Origin of the sequence: Raineyella sp. W15-4 (assembly GCF_033170155.1) — a bacterium.
Taxonomy (GTDB): Bacteria; Actinomycetota; Actinomycetes; order Propionibacteriales; family Propionibacteriaceae; genus Raineyella.
This window is the reverse complement of sequence record NZ_CP137079.1, coordinates 517,939-533,508: the sequence shown is the minus strand read 5'-3', so window position 1 is coordinate 533,508 and position 15,570 is coordinate 517,939. Positions and strand designations below refer to the sequence as shown.

14 protein-coding genes are annotated in these 15,570 nt (G+C 68.3%); 9 read left to right on the top strand and 5 right to left on the bottom strand.

Translation table 11 applies throughout. The features are described 5' to 3' along the window. Positions 1-74 precede the first annotated feature (74 nt). Complete coding sequence (locus R0145_RS02375; RefSeq protein WP_317838834.1) at positions 75-1,583, bottom strand: hypothetical protein; 1,509 nt, start codon at positions 1,581-1,583, stop codon at positions 75-77. 816 nt (positions 1,584-2,399) lie between these two features. Here R0145_RS02375 and R0145_RS02370 point away from each other — a divergent pair. Both R0145_RS02370 and R0145_RS02365 read left to right on the top strand, forming a co-directional pair. Then, entirely contained in the window at positions 2,400-2,645 is a 246-nt protein-coding gene (locus tag R0145_RS02370; RefSeq protein ID WP_317838833.1) for a hypothetical protein, read from the top strand. Positions 2,646-2,685: 40 nt separating this feature from the next. Continuing rightward, complete coding sequence (locus tag R0145_RS02365) at positions 2,686-3,837, top strand: glutamate--cysteine ligase (protein WP_317838832.1); 1,152 nt, start codon at positions 2,686-2,688, stop codon at positions 3,835-3,837. 41 nt (positions 3,838-3,878) lie between these two features. On the opposite strand, the gene R0145_RS02360 is transcribed toward R0145_RS02365, so the two are convergent. Further along, complete coding sequence (locus R0145_RS02360; RefSeq protein WP_317838831.1) at positions 3,879-4,208, bottom strand: carboxymuconolactone decarboxylase family protein; 330 nt, start codon at positions 4,206-4,208, stop codon at positions 3,879-3,881. Positions 4,209-4,298: 90 nt separating this feature from the next. Beyond that, entirely contained in the window at positions 4,299-5,366 is a 1,068-nt protein-coding gene (locus R0145_RS02355) for a hypothetical protein (RefSeq protein ID WP_317838830.1), read from the bottom strand. Positions 5,367-5,545: 179 nt separating this feature from the next. Here R0145_RS02355 and R0145_RS02350 point away from each other — a divergent pair, with 179 nt between their 5' ends. The 6 genes from R0145_RS02350 to R0145_RS02325 all read left to right on the top strand — a co-directional run bounded on the left by R0145_RS02350 (position 5,546) and on the right by R0145_RS02325 (position 12,007). Further along, positions 5,546-7,291 carry a dihydroxyacetone kinase family protein gene (locus R0145_RS02350; protein WP_317838829.1) on the top strand — a complete coding sequence of 582 codons (1,746 nt, stop codon included), beginning with the start codon at positions 5,546-5,548 and terminating at the stop codon, positions 7,289-7,291. A gap of 80 nt (positions 7,292-7,371) precedes the next feature. Beyond that, positions 7,372-7,848 carry a ribose-5-phosphate isomerase gene (locus R0145_RS02345; protein ID WP_317838828.1) on the top strand — a complete coding sequence of 159 codons (477 nt, stop codon included), beginning with the start codon at positions 7,372-7,374 and terminating at the stop codon, positions 7,846-7,848. Beyond that, positions 7,848-8,624: a triose-phosphate isomerase family protein gene (locus R0145_RS02340; RefSeq protein WP_317838827.1), complete on the top strand. Its 777-nt coding sequence runs from the start codon at positions 7,848-7,850 to the stop codon at positions 8,622-8,624. The genes R0145_RS02345 and R0145_RS02340 overlap by 1 nt, the downstream gene beginning before the upstream one ends. A 113-nt stretch (positions 8,625-8,737) precedes the next feature. After that, positions 8,738-9,730 (top strand): sugar phosphate isomerase/epimerase family protein, encoded by a 993-nt coding sequence (locus R0145_RS02335; protein WP_317838826.1) that lies wholly within the window; start codon positions 8,738-8,740, stop codon positions 9,728-9,730. A 72-nt stretch (positions 9,731-9,802) separates the two neighbouring features. Further along, entirely contained in the window at positions 9,803-11,188 is a 1,386-nt protein-coding gene (locus R0145_RS02330; protein WP_317838825.1) for an MFS transporter, read from the top strand. A 36-nt stretch (positions 11,189-11,224) separates the two neighbouring features. Further along, entirely contained in the window at positions 11,225-12,007 is a 783-nt protein-coding gene (locus R0145_RS02325) for an SDR family oxidoreductase (RefSeq protein WP_317838824.1), read from the top strand. A 158-nt stretch (positions 12,008-12,165) separates the two neighbouring features. Here R0145_RS02325 and R0145_RS02320 read toward each other — a convergent pair whose 3' ends face one another. Next, positions 12,166-12,867, bottom strand: a complete 702-nt coding sequence (locus R0145_RS02320) for a GntR family transcriptional regulator (protein ID WP_317838823.1) — start codon at positions 12,865-12,867, stop codon at positions 12,166-12,168. Between the two features lie 237 nt (positions 12,868-13,104). On the opposite strand from R0145_RS02320, the gene helR reads away from it, so the two are divergent. Continuing rightward, entirely contained in the window at positions 13,105-15,300 is a 2,196-nt protein-coding gene (gene helR, locus R0145_RS02315; protein WP_317838822.1) for an RNA polymerase recycling motor ATPase HelR, read from the top strand. A 25-nt stretch (positions 15,301-15,325) separates the two neighbouring features. Here the strand turns inward: helR and R0145_RS02310 are convergent, their stop codons facing one another. Further along, positions 15,326-15,553, bottom strand: a complete 228-nt coding sequence (locus tag R0145_RS02310) for a hypothetical protein (RefSeq protein ID WP_317838821.1) — start codon at positions 15,551-15,553, stop codon at positions 15,326-15,328. Positions 15,554-15,570: the final 17 nt, after the last annotated feature.

The window sequence follows — 15,570 nt, the reverse complement described above, 5'->3', positions numbered from 1 at the left end:
AGCCGGCCAACAGCACGTGACCACCGGCCTTGGACGTCAGCGACGGTCGGAGTTGCAGTACCCGATATGGGGCATCAGGGACCGTACGGGCTCCACCCCTTCAGGAACGGTTTCAACTCTTCTGGGCGCGGCTGGGGTGGATCGGCTGCAAGGCGTTCGATGTGCAGGATCGGGTCGCGCGCATTGAGGCCGGACTCCGCTTCCGCCAGTCGTTCGATAAGCACCTGGCGGTCTTCGCCGTCGTAGCGCTCGACTACGCGCCTTGCCTCGGCAAGGAAGGCTCGATGCTGCTGGATCTCGTGCCAGTCGCTGGAGCGCCCTTTGAATCGCTCCCAGCGGGCATGAACCGCGTACGCCTCTTTGGCCGATGCCATCGCGACTTCCCACTGTCGTCGGCGCTCATCCTCCCTGCGCTTGCGTTCCCGTTCGGACGCGTCGCTGCGGAGCTTGTTGATCTCGAACGATCGAAAGACCTCGGGAAGTAGATCCTCTACTGTCCAACTCTTCGCGTCGCGGTAGTGATCTCCGCCTGGCGCCCAGGGCCCGCGCACGACCAGATCCAGCTTTCCGGTGCTAATGAACTCTCGCCCGCGCCGTTCCTGCCAGTCCGGCATCGTCTTCGGCGCGTTCCAGCTGCGGCGCGCCAGCTTCGCTCCCCCCGGCGCCGATATCTCCCGGATCTGGAGTCCGTAGACGCCGGCGGGGGTACGGAGGACGAGGTGCGCCTCGCGCACAGTGGCTAACGAGTGCTGATTCACTTCCTTGAGGCCTCGTTCTGCCGTGAAGACGTCGAGGCCTCGTTTGCCGGCCTCCGCGGCGACTGCCTGCAGGATGTGAGCGGCCCGGGTCAGGTGTTCGGCAGTGACGTACTGCCCGTCCTTGTTAGCGAGATACGCCTTGACGATCGGGTGGTAGGTGCCGACGTGCTTCAGGACCGGCACGGGCCGGGCCTGCACGCATTCGTCGAAGTGTTCGGTAAGTTCGATTGCCTTCGGACCCCGGCCCCACTCACCGACCGAAACGATCGCGAGACGCTTGCCTTTGGGCCGCAGGGAGGACCTGAGGCTGGCAGCCACCAGGCGCTCGTGCTCAGCGATGACTGCCGGATCCTCCGGGAGTACCAGCCATCCGCCTGCCTCCAGGACCTGGGTGATCAAGCGATCAGCAGCCGCCAATTCCGCTGCGACTTCGGCAGCTGGAGCGGCGGTGCGAGCCGGTCGGATGTTGACGGGGCCCGCTTTCCGCTCTGTGGTCTTGCTGCTCTTAGCGGAGGCCCTCGGGCGGGACGGTGGCTCGCCGGGACTGGAATCGGACAGCGTGCCGGAGGAGCGCCGCCGGTCTCGCTCGGCGAGGCGCTGGCGCACCGACTTTTCCTCGGTGGTCGCGTCCGGCCAGACCTTCCCGCGCGCTGTCAGTGTGGCCGTCCAGGTCGGGCCATGGCCATGGATCGTGACCAGTCCGCGATTGGCAAGTGCCCGGGCGCTCGTGCGGTGCGAGTAGTTCGTGTCATCGTCGTAGACCCCTTCAGGGCAGCCGGCCTTGATCCAGTCGAGGACGGCAATCTGCTGGGCATTGAGTGACACAGCGCTACGAACCATGGGGAACCTGTCGGGTAGCCGAGGCAGCTCACAATAACGTTGCGAGGGATCAGCCCGAGGCCCGCGAGGGCGGCCGTGAGGGAGTCCGATCACGCCAACCAGCAGCCTGTGAACAGGCTCAACCGGGCGTCGTCACGGCACCATGTCACAACCGCCACGGGGTCGCGCCATGAGCCAGCATCATCCCCCTGCTCTCACGATCGGAGCCAGAAGCTTCTGGTGCGGTGGCCGCGGGGCGACCCCCGCGTCACGCACTATCGCCAAGACGGCGGTCCTGCCGACGCCGAACCGACGGGCCGTCTCTCGGCCCGAGTGCCCCTCGCAGTAGTAGTCCACTAGGTCTGCGCGCTCCTTGGCGTCAAGCCGCTGATCGAGCTTGAACGGGACGTAGCAGCGACTCGTAGAAGCCTCGTCCCGCGACACGTCGTCCGCCAACCTCGGCGCTGACGCCGCCCTGTCCAGGTAGGAGGCCAGATTCTCCAAGAGGTACCGATTCTTCCAAGTCGAGAGGACGAGGCCGACCAGCCGAAGGGCCCTCTGACCAGCCGAAACGCTGAAATCAGAGGGCCCTTTCGCATTGCCTCTGAGGGGCGTTTGGACAGTTCTGGACACACTCTCCAGTGCAGCTGGTCGCCGTTGAGCGCTCTTGATGACGTTCGACGTCGCCGGCGCCGAGGTTCAGTGCGCCGTCCGAGACGCCGCCGCGCGCCGGGATCTCGGCGATCAGGTGCAGTCCGGGAGCGCAATCCGAGGCGCGTTCGCGGGCTCCAGACCGGCCGCAAGCCCGGCCGACTCATCGGCATGCTTGCGGCGGAGCATCCGGCCGACGGGCCTGAGGAGCGCTTCTACGGGGTGCATGGCGGTGTCCTGTCCAGAGGAGGAGTGATCGAGCCGAGCCAGCGGATCTCGCGCGAGCAAACAACACGCGCTGCCCTGACTCCGGTCCGAACATCGGTGCTACAAATCATGCGCGCGCTCGCCGCGCAGGAGCCGCTGTCCCAGCAGGCGCTCGCAACCCACGGGACGAGCAGTGCCGGCAACCAATAAGCTTGCCGACAACTCCCCCGCAGCCAAGAGGTGGCGAACAATGCAGATTGACTTCACCGGTTCGCGGCGCGCCACAGTGGGCATCGAGTGGGAACTCGCTCTCGTCGACGCACAGACCCTCGAGCTGACCCCGGCCGCCGCGCCGCTGCTCGAGGCGCTCGGCGCCGAGACGGACGGACCGGTGCGCAAGGAGTACCTCCAGAACATGATCGAGCTCGTCTCGGCCCCGCACGAACACATCGGGGACGCGGTGCAGGAGCTCGCCGGGCGGCTCGCCGAGGTCAACCGGGTGGCAAGCGCCCAGGGAGTCGCGCTGATGGGCTCGGGCTGCCACCCGTTCAGCCTCGCGAGCGACCAGAAGCCGTTCGCGACGCCTCGCTACGACGTGGTGACCGAACGCAACCAGTGGTGGGGCCGCCGGATGGCGATCTGCGGGATCCACGTGCACGTGGGGATCACCGGCAAGGCGTATGCGATGCCGGTGGTCAACGGGCTGAGTCGCTTCTACCCCTTCTTCCTCGCACTGTCCGCCTCCTCCCCCTTCTGGGAGGGTGAGGACACCGGCTACGCCTCCCAGCGCACGATGCTCTTCCAGCAGCTTCCGACGAACGGTCTGCCCTGGCAGCTGACCGAGTGGTCCCAGTTCGAGGATTTCGCCGAGGAACTCATCGACAGCGGCATGGTCTCCACCCCGAGCGAGATCCGCTGGGACGTACGGCCGTCCCCGCGTTTCGGGACGGTGGAGAACCGGACGGCGGACTCGGTGCCCACTCTGGCGGAGCTGGGGGCCATCGCCGCACTCACCCAATGCCTGACCGAGCACGTTGTGCGCGAACTCGACGAGGGACGCGAACTGGTCACGCTGGAACCCTGGTTCGTACGGGAGAACAAATGGCGTGCCGCCCGCTACGGGGTGGATGCCCAGGTCATCACTTCTGAGCGGCGCCGGCGGGTCCACCCGCTGCGTGAGTACCTGTTCGAGTGGCTGGAGCGACTCACCCCGGTGGCACGCGACCTGGGGTGCGTCGAAGAACTGTCCTTCGCCGCCGAGCTGGCCGAACGCGGCCCGTCCTACCTGCGCCAGCGCACGCTTGCCGCCGGCCACGATCTGCACGACGTGGCCCGCCAGCTCGTGGCGGAGACCGGCGCCGCCGCCCCGGGGTTCTCGCGAAGTACTGCGCACTCCGGGTGAACCGGGTCGTCGCGAGCGCGAGGTCCGCGGCGAGCCGGAGGTCATTCAGCCGTACGGTCCTCACTGTCGAGCGCGTCGACCGCCGCCGCGAGACCGTCCAGGACCTGCAGGCCCACCGCGGGCAGGCCCACCAGGCAAGCTGAAAGGACCTCATCTCGGCTCGCCCCGGCCTGTCGCGCCAGCTGCACGTGGAAACCGATCCCGCCGGCCAGGCCGGCAGCGGCCAGCACGGCCAGGTAGGCCAAGTGGCTGGTCTTCTCGTCCAGGCTCGATTCCTCGGCCTTTGCCTGCACGAACGCCATGTGGGCCTTCGCCGTCGCCGGGAACTGCTGACCGAACAGCAGGAAACCGTTGCTCACCGTCGCGCTCACTGATCTCTCCTCCGTCTCGATGGTGGACCGGCCGACCACCCATCCCGTACGACCCACGATGTCACGGCCTCCCCAGGCGCGCGGCCGCGATCATGCCGCACGGCCCGGATCGCCGCCAGGAGGCTCGGCCTGATCGTCCCGCCGGGCCGACAGGGAGCGGATCCCGCTCACCCCGAGTGCCACTACCGCCACTGCAACACCGAGCACGGCAGTGGCGGTGGCCACCCGGGCCAACCCCGTGGTGGCGGTCGCGTACAGGACACCGACGACCTCCGGCGGCACCGCGTCCGCCGGAGCCTGGGCGAGGAGCAGGAGTCGACCGATCGGGAGCACGGCGAGGACGAGGAGACCGCCCGCCGCCCCACAGACGGCGGCCACCAGCAACGCCCGTGCCCGCCGACGAGCCAGGGCGACGCCGCCCAGCAGCAGCACCACGCTTACCGCAGGGAGCCACCCGCCGGCCAGGACGAGGCCGCGGTACACCACCCGCAGCGTCCGGAGGTCCGCACCCGGCGCAACGACGATGGTCGTGTCCGGCACCGGGATCGACGAGGCCAACGGGAGACCTCTCTGCACGAGGGCACCCTTGGCCGCCTCACCGAGCGGGGCGAGCCGGATGCCGATCCCCTCCGCGGCAATCGTCACAGTGGCCTGCGGATCGCCCTGCAGCGCAGCGACCAGGGTGCGATGCGAGAGCCGGAGAGACTCTCCCCAGACCTGCGAGAAGGAGTCGGCGGAGACGATCTGCACGGTCACACTGCGGACCAGCGAACGGACGCTGTCGGCCGCGGGCAGTCCGAGCGAGCGGAGCGCCGCCGCAATGCCTGGCTGTCCCGGCACGAGATCGGCCAGGCCGCCGACCACCCGGTCGATCAGACCGTCCACGTCCGCCCGCCGCACGATCGCGTCGGTCGTCAGATCGGTGACGTACGACTGGATCTGCGGGTCTTCGGCCAGCGGGCCGAAGGTGGCGACGAAGGCGTCGGTGTCGGTCAGCAGCGGGCGTGCCCAAGCCGCGACGACGCCGAGCGGGACGAGCAGGGTGCCGACGACCAGCAGGATGGCGACGCCCGCCGAGCGGAGTCGCCCGCCGAGCGGCCACCGTGCGGCAGACTCCGACGGCGCCGCCTGATCGGGACCGGCGTGGGGCTCACTCATCCGATGCTCCTCGGGGCGGAGTTCTCCAGGGAGGACACCCGGTGGTACGGGATCAGCCTACCGGCCGACAGCACGGGGCCGAGCTTCATGTGGCGTCGATCTCGTTGCCATCATTTCGTAGATCCTATAGGATCCTTCATATTCCAGAGCGTAAGTGACCTCAACGACGAGGAGTGGCGATGGCCTTCTTGGAACATGACCCCGAAGCGTTCGCGGCAGCGGCTGCCGCGGGATTCGTGGCTGCACACGGCGACCTGGTCCAGCAGGTACCGGGCGGCGTGGTCCGGACGACCCGGAGCGGAACGGACGAGGTCGCGGTCGTCATCGGGGGAGGTTCGGGTCACTTCCCGGCGTTCGGCGGCCTGGTCGGGCCGGGCCTCGCACACGGCGCGGTGCTGGGCAACATCTTCGCCTCCCCCAGCGCACACCAGGTGGCCGATGTGGCGCGGTGCGCCGAGCAGGGCCGCGGTGTCCTCCTCAGCTATGGCAACTATGCCGGTGACGTCCTGCAGTTCAGCGCCGGTGCCGCACGACTCCGGCAGAACGGGATCCCGGTCCGGTCGGTGGCGGTCACCGACGACATCTCGTCGGCTCCGCCCGAGGAGGCATCGAAGCGACGCGGGATCGCCGGCGATCTCGTCGTGTTCAAGATCGCCGGAGCCGCCGCGGCGGCCGGCCACGACCTCGACACGGTGGCCCGGGTCGCTGATGCAGCCAACGCCGCCACCCGCTCGCTGGGCGTGGCGTTCAGCGGGTGCACGCTCCCCGGCGCCGACCAGCCGCTGTTCCGGGTCCCGGAGGGCCGGATGTCGATCGGACTGGGCATCCACGGCGAGCCGGGCCTGGAGGATGTCGATGTCCCGACCGCTCGCGGACTCGCGGAACTGTTGGTCGGCAGGCTGCTCGAGGAGGTCCCCGGTGGTGGATCCCCGCAGGGACGGCGCGTCATCGCGATCCTCAACGGGCTGGGAGCCTTCAAGTACGAGGAGCTGTACGTCGTCTTCGACGAGGTGCGCCGCGGCCTGGCGGGGAGAGGCCTGCAACTGGTCGACGCCAAGGTCGGCGAGTTCTGCACGAGCTTCGAGATGAGCGGACTCTCCCTCACCCTGTTCTGGCCCGACGAGGAACTCGAGGCCCTGTGGCGCGCTCCCGCGCGGTCCGCCGGCTATCTGCAGGGCAGCCCGACCGACGGTGCACTCCGGGCGGTCGATCTGTCCGACCGGGCGTCGAGGGAGCCCGATGGGCCCGGCTCGGACCTGCCGGAGGCGGCCGAGCAGTCCCGGGCGTACGTTCCACTGATCCGGCGGGCCCTGGAGACGCTGAGCCGGACCGTCGACGAGCATGCCGACGAGCTCGGCCGGATCGATGCCGTCGCCGGCGACGGCGACCACGGACTCGGCATGCAGCGCGGGGCACATGCCGCACTGGCGGCGGCACGGTCGGTCGGTGACGCCGGTGCCGGAGCGGGCACCACCCTGCGCCGGGCGGCCGATGCCTGGGCCGACGAGGCGGGCGGCACCTCGGGCGCCTTGTGGGGGCTGATCCTGGGCTCGGTCGCCGACGCGATCGGTAATGCCACCGCCCCCACCGCGGAGGCGGTCCGCCGCGGCGCCCGTGATGCCTGCGCCCGGGTGATGGCGCAAGGCGGCGCGCACGAGGGGGACAAGACCCTGGTCGATGCCCTGGCACCGTTCGCCGCGACCCTCGACCGGGACCCGGCGATTCCCCTGGACGTCGCCTGGACGCGGGCCGCCGAGGCGGCCCGCCAGGGGGCCGACGGCACCGCCGCGATGCTGCCGACGCTCGGTCGTGCCCGCACACACGGCGCGAAGTCCGTGGGGACACCGGATCCGGGCGCGGTCTCCTTCGCCTTGATCGTGACCGCTCTGGGTGACCTGATGGCGATCCCCACGACGGCCCACTGAGTCGTACGCCCCCTGGACCGCCCCCCGGTCGCCGACAGGGGGGCGGGGGCGGTGTTGAGTACTGACGAAAGGAAGCTTCGATGACGAACCCCTCCGATACGGCGCTGCGCCTGGTGGTCGGCAGCGATGACGCCGGCTTCGACTACAAGGAGCGGATCAAGCAGGACGCCGAGCACGACGCCCGCGTCGCCACCGTGGTGGACGTGGGTGTCGGGGCCGAGGACCACACACCGTACCCGTCCGTGGCGATCGCCGCCGCCGAGATGATCCGTCGCGGCGAGGCCGACCGGGCCATCCTGATCTGCGGCACCGGCCTGGGCGTGGCGATGGCAGCCGACAAGGTGCCCGGCGTCCGCGCCGTCACGGCCCACGACTCCTACTCCGTCGAGCGCTCCATCCTGTCCAACGACGCCCACGTCCTCTGCATGGGCGAGCGGGTGATCGGCCTGGAACTGGCCCGTCGGCTGGCCCGGGAATGGCTCGGCTACCGGTTCGACCCGGGCAGCCCGTCGAACGCCAAGGTGCAGGTGCTGCGCGACTACGAGAAAGGCGCCTGATGGCGCGCTCCCGGCCCCGGATCCTGCTGGGCACGAGCCTGAAGATGTACTTCGGCCACCAGCAGACGCTGCAGTGGGCGCAGGCCGTCGCGGAGATCCTCGCCGCCTCCCCGGCAGTCGCGGACGGACGGGTCGAGTTTTTCGTGGCCCCCGCCTTCCCGGCACTGCCCGAGACGGTGCGGATCCTCGCCCCGCATCCGGTCGCCGCCCAGGACGTGGCCGCCGCCGAACCCGGCGCGTTCACCGGCGAGGTGAGCGCGGCCGAGCTGGCCGAGATCGGCGTACGCCTCGTCGAGATCGGACACGCGGAACGACGGCGGCTGTTCGGGGAGACCGACGCGACGATCGCGACGAAATGTGCCGTGGCGCTCCGCCGCGGGCTGACGCCGGTGCTCTGCGTCGGTGAGCGGGAGCCGGAGGACGCGGCGGCCGCCCGGGTCGTCGTCGATCAGGTGGATGCCGCGCTGTCCGGGCCACTGCGCGACACCCCGGATCGGCAGGTGATCATCGCGTACGAACCGCACTGGGCGATCGGGGCCGCCGAGCCGGCACCGGCGGCGTACGTCCGAGAGGTCTGTGGGCCGGCCCGGGAACAACTGCAGGACCGCTACCCCGGTCTGGTGATGCTCTACGGCGGTAGCGCCGGGCCGGGCACCCTGACCGCACTCGGGGACGCCGTCGACGGGCTCTTCCTCGGACGGTTCGTCCACGATCCACACAATGTCGCCGCGGTCATCGACGAGGCGACATCCCTGCTCGGTCACGCCATCCGCTGACCGGCCCCAGCCACCCGGACCCGCCATCGCGACTCGTCCACCGCGACGGGTCGGTCAGCAGCGATCCAGCACCCGAACGTCACCGAGAGAAACCCAAGAGAAAAGAGGACACCATGGATACGTATACGCCAGCGAACTGGCCGATCGCGTGCAAGATGAATTTCGGCCCGCGCGCCGAGGACGGCACGCCGATCGGCGACGCCCCGGTCCGGGTCTGGGAGGACCAGCTCGCCCAGGTGGCGGCGGCCGGCTTCACCGAGATCGACCCGATGGACGACTGGATCCCGATCGCCGAGCTCTCCCCGGAGCGGTTCGAGGAGTTCCGCCGGGCGCTGGACCGGTTCGGGCTCCACGTCGCCGCGATCTCGATCGGCCGCAACAGTGTGGTCGACCGGGAGCACGGCGAGCGCAACCTCGCCACCATCCACGCCACCGTCGACCGGGCCGCCGATCTCGGGTCGACGATCGTCAACGTCGGCTTCATGCAGGCGCTCACCTCACCGCAGAAGGACGCGCTGTGGTTCTGGCTGGCCGACGGCCACCACGATGATCCTGCCCTGCGGCCGCTTGCGGTCGAGCGGGTCCGGGAGCTGGCCGACCACGCGCAGCGGCGCGGTCTGCGGGTCAGCCTGGAGATGTACGAGGACACCTATCTCGGCACGCCCGAGGGTGCGATCTCGTTCCTGAAGGACGTCGACCACCCGGCGCTGGGCATCAACCCCGACATCGGCAACCTGATCCGGCTGCACCGCCCGATGCCGAAGTACGACGTGATGTACGACCAGGTGCTGCCGTACGCGAACTATTGGCACATCAAGAACTACCTGCGCGACGAGGACCCGGCCACCGGGGCGTTCTTCTCCGCGCCGGTGCCCCTCGAGTACGGCCTGATCGACTACCGCACCGTCATCCGCCGGGCGCTGCGCCTCGGTTATGCGGGTCCGTTCATGACCGAGCACTACGGCAGCGACTGGCTGGGTGTCGGGGCCACCAACGCCCGCTACATCCGCGAGGTGCTGACACAGGCCCGCAGCCTGATCGAGGGTCGCAGCACCGGGCTCGGCGGCCAGGAAGTCGACCGGGCCCTGGCCGGCGCCGAGGCCTAACTCCAGATTTCGACTGACTTCTCTCCACAGGTACGACACCAAGCACGCACGATCGTGACAAGGAGGTCACAGATGAGCGCAGTGAATCAACTCAAAATTGACAAGGCGTCGCCCGAAGTTGTCGCAGCGGCACTGAAGAAGGTGACGACCCGCCTGATCCCGTTCCTTTTGCTGATGTACGTCATCGCGTTTCTCGATCGCACAAATTTGGGGTGGGCGCAAGCCAAGTGGCATGCCGACTACGGTATTTCGACGATGGCATACACGTTTGGGGCGACCCTGTTCTTCATCGGGTACGCCGTCTTCGAGGTGCCTTCGAATCTGATCATGCACAGAGTCGGCGCGCGTTGGTGGATGACCAGGATTATGGTGTCCTGGGGTCTGGTTGCCATCTGCTTCATGTTTGTGCGCGGAGTGGCCAGCTTCTATACTCTGAGATTCCTGCTCGGCGTCGCCGAAGCGGGGTTCTTTCCGGGCGTGATGCTCTACCTCACGTATTGGTATCCGGCGGCACGTCGCGCTTGGGCATCTGGACTCTTCTACATGGGTCTCCCTATCGCCAACATGATCGGAAACCCGCTTTCTGGGGGACTTCTGGAATTGGACGGTACGGCCCGCCTCTCCGGAGTCCAGTGGATGTTCCTGGTCGAAGGCGGGGTCGCCGTCCTCGTCGGCATCCTGTGCCCCTATTTCCTGGTGGACCGTCCCGACCGTGCTCGGTGGCTGACATCTACGGAGAAAGCTCACCTGTCACGTCAGATAGAGATCGAGGAGGCCGCCAAGGAGACAGCCAAACCGATCAGTTGGAAACAGGCGATCATTGACCCTCGAATCCTGTACTTCTGCCTCATCTACTTCTGCATCCAAGGGTCAGTCTACGGGCTGACATTCTTCCTCCCGAAGCAGGTGACCACTATGACAGGCCAGAGTGCAGGATTGATGGCGTCGCTCGTAACCGCCATCCCGTGGTCCATTGCACTCGTCGGTGTGATCATTCTTCCGCGTCTCGCGGATAAGTCGCTGAAATACAAGAGCTTCTTGGCAATCCTCATGCTGTGTTCCGGACTCGGGATCGGCGCCTCGGGCCTGTTCCTTCACTCTTCGAAGCCCGCATTGGTGGCTCTGTCGATCGCTGCAGTGGGGTTCGTCTCGGCACAGCCGATCTTCTGGCAGCTTCCGACACGTTACCTGAGCGGCGCAGCACTGGCTGGCGCCACTGGCCTGATCAATGCCATCGGGAATCTTGGAGGATGGCTCGCACCGAATCTTCGGACATGGGCTGCCGAGAAGGTATGGGGAACCACCGCTGCCCCGAATGAGGCGGCCGGACTTTTCATCCTGGGAATCGCCGGCCTGCTTGGCTTCGCTCTGGTCCTCGGCCTGAAGCTGTTTCACCAGTCCGATGCAGAAAACCGGGCAGCGGCGATCCAGAATGAAGCATCAGCAGCGGCCCACTAGACACGAATTTCCACTTCAAATCGAGGAGAATCAGAAATGACACAGAGTGTCCCTGTCCAGTTTCCCGAGGATCGCACCGCAGTAGTAAGTGGTTGTGGGGCCCCACGAGGGATCGGGAGGGTGGTAGCTCGAACGCTGCTCGAGGATGGCTGGAGCGTGGCAGTCGTCGATGTCAATGAAGCCGTGCTCGACTTCGGTGAAGAGTTGGAGCGCGAATACTCGACCGACCAGGTGAAGGCTCTTCGGTTCGACATCTCGGACGAGGAGGCGGTGGTCCAGGCTTTCAAGTCACTGGATCAGTCGATGCCTCCGGTTGTGGGTGAGGCCAACGTCGCGGGAATCGCATGCCCGAAGTCGATCTTCGAAATCGATACTGCGGAGTTCGACCGAGTCATCCAGGTGACGCTTCGCGGGACCATGCTGATGATGAAGCACGCTGCTCTTCGGATGAAGGACGTTGGATCCGGTCGAATCGTCAACTTCTCCTCCATCACCGCTCTCGATGGCGGAGGCACGTTCTCCAAGTTCGCCTACGCCACGGCCAAGGCCGGCATCATGGGGCTCACACGAGGTGGAGCGCGCGAGCTGGGACCGTTCGGGATCACGTGCAACAGCATCCTCCCCGGACCTATCGACACCGACATCATGGGGGGCAAGCTCACTGACGATCGCAAGGATGTCATGTCATCCAACATCCCCTTGGGGCGGGTCGGCCAGCCCATCGACATCGCTGAAGTTGTGGCGTTCCTGCTGAGTCAGAAGTCAGGCTTTGTCAACGGCGTCTGCATGAACGTCGACGGAGGCAAGCACATGCACTAGCTACTGTTGCCGTCGCACTGGGGCGCGCGATCCACATCGATGGGTGGTGCGCCCCTTGCTCGGCGTCGACAGGAACCCCGGCCGCCAGCAATCCTCGAGCCGCCGACGAGGTGTCCGCCCGCTACTGGCCTGAACGTACGTGACGCACATCCCTTGCCTCAGGCAGAGACCCGGGCCTCCAGCTTGGTGAGATGGATGCGCATCTTCTCCACCGCGGCGGCGGTGTCCCGTCGGCGTACGGCCTCGAGGATGGCGAAGTGCTCGGGAACGGCATCTCCGGCATCGGAGACGCCGATGCCGATGGTCTGGCGCATCCGGTGCACCCGGAACGAGAGGGCGTCGACGGCCTGGGCGATGTAGCGATTGCCGCAGTGCTTGAGGATCGCTTCGTGGAACGACCAGTCGGCCTCGAAGTATCGGCGGACGAACTCATGCTCATTCTGGCGGCCCGGCTCGAGCAATACTCGCGCAGATTGTTCGTGGCGGGCGTACGCCGCTTCAAGGTCGGGCAGGAGCGCATCGACGCGGCGCATGGCGCGTTCGATGGCCCCGGTTTCCAGCACGAGCCTCGCATCGGCGAGCTCGTACATCTGCTCTCGGGACATCGGCGGTGACACCCGGTACCCCCGTCGCACCGTACGGCGGACGAGCCCCGTCGGCTCCAGCCGGGCCAGCGCTTCGCGTACCGGTGTCGGCGAGACGCCGAGCGACTGCGCCAGACCGTCGATCGACAGCGGGGCATCCGGTTCGAGGGCACCCCAGGTAAGCATGTCGAGCAAGGCATCGTAGACGTCGTCGGGGAGCGCCTTCGCCCGGATCGGGCCCAACAGTTGGGCGGCGCCTTCCTCCGATTCCTTCACAGATTGAGTTTAACCGTCCGGAACGTCGGACCTGGATTCCGGCGTCCGGTGGAATCCATTGCCCTGCCACCTCCAGGTTATGGCACAGCGGGGGACTTGCCGCAAGGCCCAGGGGGCGGCGCACAATCGGTGAGCCCGACCGGTGAGCTCGACGCCAGGACGACCGCCGGCGACGATCACGGCCCCGCCCTACACCGCCGAGGGACTTGCCCAAAAACCGCCAAGGGAGTGGATCACATGGCCCCCGACACTCATCCGATCCTCGATGACACCCGCCCGATCTTCGACCTTCCCCCGCGGCTGGCCGACAAGGCCGCCCCGGCCCTCATCGACCTGGACGAAGCGCACTTCGCCCAGATCGCCCGGACCCTCCGGCAGCAGGTCAGCCACCTGTCGGACCGGCTGGACGCGCTGCGCCGCTCCCCCGGCGGCCGCGGCCCGCAGGCGTTGGAACGCGACCTGGAGATCCACGAACTGTCGGGCCGGCTGAGGGTGCTGCAACGGTTCGGCCCGGAGGTGTGCCTGGGCCGGATGGTCGCCGCCGATGGCCCCGAGCCGGTGTACGTGGGCCGGCTGGGGCTGGTCGACCCGGACGGCGCCCACCTGCTGCTCGACTGGCGGACCCCGGCGGCCGAGCCGTTCTTCGCGGCGACACACGGCGACCCGATGGGACTGGTGAGCCGTCGTCGGTATCGCTGGCACCGCGGACGAGTCGTCGACTACTGGGACGAGGTGTTCTCCCTGGAGGGACTCGAGGGTCGGGCCGCACTGGACGACCAGTCAGCCTTCATCGCCAGTCTGGGCGGCGCCCGTACGCCACGGATGCGGGACGTCCTCGCGACGATCCAGGCCGACCAGGACGCGATCATCCGCGCCGGCTCGCACGGCGCCCTGGTCGTGGACGGGGGCCCGGGCACCGGCAAGACCGTGGTGGCGCTGCACCGGGCGGCGTACCTCCTCTACTCCGATCCACGGCTGGAGGGGCATCGCGGCGGGGTGCTGTTCGTCGGCCCGCACCAGGCGTACCTCGACTACGTGGCCGACATCCTGCCGGACCTGGGCGAGGACGGCGTGGTGACCTGCCTGCTGCGGGAGCTGGTGCCGGAGGGTGCCACCGCCGGCGTGGAGGCCGACCCCGAGGTCGCCCGGCTGAAGGCGACCGTCGCCATGGTGTCGGCGATCGACCCGGCGGTTGCCCTGTACGAGGAGCCTCCGGGCGAGGGCATGGTGGTCGAGACCGACTGGTCCGACATCCCGCTCAGCGCCGACGACTGGGCGGAAGCCTTCGAGGCGCCCGATCCGGGCACCCCGCACAACGAGGCCTGCGACGAGGTGTGGGACGCGCTGGTGGAGATCCTGCTCGACAACAGCGAGGACGAGGACGTGCCCCGGGAGTCGTTACGGCGCTCGGTGCAGCACAACGAGGACCTGCGCGACGCCTTCCGCAAGGCCTGGCCGATCCTGCAGCCGACCGACCTCGTCGCCGACCTCTGGGCGGTCCCCGCCTACCTGCGTCACTGCGCGCCCTGGCTGGACCCGGAGCAGCGGCGTCTGCTGCGTCGCCCTGAGGGCTCCCCGTGGACGGTGTCCGACCTGCCGCTGCTGGACGCGATGCGGCAGCGGCTCGGTGATCCGGAGGCATCGCGGCGCCGGCGGCAGCGCGACGCGGCGCTGGCCGAGGACCGCGACTATATGGACCGGGTCGTCGAGGACCTGCTGGAGGCGGACGACGACCCGGAGAGCTCCTTCAACCTGCTGCGCCGGGACAGCATCCGGCAGTCCCTGGTCCACGACGACCGGCTGCCCGACGCCGCCGCGGATCCGCTGGCCGGCCCGTTCGCCCACGTCGTCGTCGACGAGGCCCAGGAGCTCACCGACGCGGAATGGCAGCTGCTGCTGCGCCGCTGCCCGTCGCGCAGCTTCACCATCGTCGGCGACCGCACCCAGGCCCGACACGGCTTCACCGAGTCTTGGCAGGACCGGCTGCAACGGGTGGGCTTCGACGTGATCAGCCGGGCCACCCTGACCATCAACTACCGGACCCCCGAAGAGGTGATGGCGGTGGCGGCACCCGTCATCCGGGCGGTGCTACCGCAGGCCGACGTCTCGACCTCCATCCGCCGCGGCGGTATCCCCGTACGCTACGGGTCGACCAGCGAACTGGAGGCGATCCTGGCCGGCTGGCTCACCGAGCACGACGAGGGCGTCGCCTGTGTGGTCGGCGACCCGACCTTCCGGGCGACCGACCGGATCCGGTCGCTGCCGCCCGGCCGGGTCAAGGGCCTGGAGTTCGACCTCGTCGTCCTCGTCGACCCGGACCGCTTCGGCACCGGCATCGAGGGCACCGTCGACCGTTACGTCGCGATGACCCGGACCACCCGGGAGCTGGTCATCCTCACCCCGCCCGCTGACCCCGCCCGGCGGCCCTGCTGAGCGACGTGGGTCTGCGGCAGCGCCGTCAGGCAACCCTCTTGGCGTACCGCTGCCGGGCGGCCTCGCCGCTGGTCCCCACCAGCCCGCCGATGGCGGCCCAGGACAAGCCCGCCCGGCGCGCCTGGCGGACGGCCTCGACGAGGTGCAGCTCCGCGGAGGAGCGCTCCTGCACAGCCCGTCGAAGGGCCAACACTGCCGCCGCGTCGACCTCATCGGCACTATTCGGCTCGTACTGCTCGAACACAGCAGCCATCTCATCAGCGTGGGCAA